The sequence below is a fragment of the Romboutsia sp. genome (assembly GCF_035470145.1).
Taxonomy (GTDB): Bacteria; Bacillota; Clostridia; order Peptostreptococcales; family Peptostreptococcaceae; genus Romboutsia_D.
Map to the genome: position 1 here is coordinate 1 of NZ_DATIRC010000142.1, position 1648 is coordinate 1648.

Sequence of the window (1648 nt, forward strand, 5' to 3'; positions counted from 1 at the left end):
GATCAGTACAAATTATTCTTTGCCCTGTGCAAAACAAATATTGTATCGAGAATTTTCATCAAAATCAAGAGAAAAATCAGTTCGTTTCAATTGCACAGATTCTTTATTTTAGATACAAGTTTTATGCCAGGTGAATTTTAAATTTATTATTTCAACACGCAAGTTCAATACTATGCGCTTTCAGCGCAGGACTTTCGGTTGCTACTTATTTTAATATTAATAGTTCACCTCGACTTTGAGTTGTTATGATGTAAATCAAACAATTTTAATTTGAGGTATTCCATATCATGAAAGCCATAGGCTCTACGCTTGAGTACCTTAATCTTATTGTTTGTGCCTTCAAGTTTTCCAGTAGAGATTGGGTAAGTACAATAATTCAAGATACCATATTTATAATGTTCCAACATTTCAGCAAATTTTATTAACGGTTTTAATTCAGAAGTTTTTGCAGTTGCAATCCAATTATTCAGAGCCAATTCCATTTGATCTTGATTGTCATGGGACCATACTTGTTTTAATTCGTCTTTTAAGATATAGCTTAAGTTAATGTTTTCATTAAGTTCTAAAACAGCTTTTAGTCGGTTCCGTTGACTTTCATTTTTTAGATTTTCATGGTTGTATAGCAGTAAATATTTTGTCCCTTTAATGATTTCTCGACTATCAAGATCAGCTTTTGAAAATTCAGCGATACGAATTTTGTCTATTACTTTACCATAGTTTTTTACTATATGAAATTTATCAAATACGATTTTGTCTTGTCCGAGATATTCTGTTGCAGATGCGATATATGGATCCCAACAATCCATGGCAATGGCTTTGATGCGACGACAACGAACATGTCCAATTGCCTTGAAAAAAGCATCTAAGGTTTCTTTTTTTCGCTCGTTGCCAACGTAAACAATTTGACCTGTTTGGAGATTAAGTACGATTGTTAAGTATTTATGAAATTTTCCAATCGATATTTCATCAACAGCAATAAGCGAAAGATTTTTGTAATTGGGCTTTTGATATTTCTTTTCTAAATACTTCTTGTCAATCTCTTTGACTGTATCCCAACTGAGCTTTAAATGTTTTGCAACATCTGAGATTGGAAGTAATTGACAAAGTTCAAAAACGTATCTCTCAAAACGTCTCGTGTAACGGCTATAATCATCTGCAAATGAAAGATGTTCAGATAATACGCCACAAACAGGGCATTTTAATCGATGACGATGATAAACTATATAAAATTGTCGGTTTGTAATGGATAAGTCTCTGAATGTACGCTTTTTCTTTCCATAAAGACTAATGTCTCTTGTGTGGCATTTTGGACAAACATAGTTATCGTCCTGTGTCTTTAATTCAACAAACAATTTATTGGGCTTGAAAAATGCTGTTAAAAAATATACCTTGTAATATCCCAAAATTCTTAATAAATTTGAGGTGGGCATCTGGAGAGCTCCTTATCGGTTTATTTAGTCGCTAAACTATATAATACCAATATAGTCTCTCAGATGCCTTTATTATATCTATTTTTTCAACTCAATTCCGAGGACAACCCATTATAATAAATTTTTGTAATTAATTTTTAACAACATAAATGCCATAATTGAAATAACAATTATTATTATACCAAGTATAAAAAATAAAAATGACAAAGTTATATATC

General features: G+C 31.2%; 1 protein-coding gene. It reads right to left on the minus strand.

Going from position 1 to position 1648, the window contains the following annotated elements; all coding sequences use genetic code 11:
* Positions 1–224: 224 nt before the first annotated feature.
* On the minus strand, positions 225–1430 hold the full coding sequence (locus VLM92_RS05565) for an ISL3 family transposase (RefSeq protein ID WP_325275361.1): 1206 nt from the start codon (positions 1428–1430) through the stop codon (positions 225–227).
* Positions 1431–1648 lie beyond the last annotated feature (218 nt).

Coding starts and splice junctions, on each gene's coding strand:
- VLM92_RS05565 (WP_325275361.1), bottom strand. CDS start 1,430: ATGCCCACCTCAAATTTATTAAGAATTTTGGGATATTACAAGGTATAT.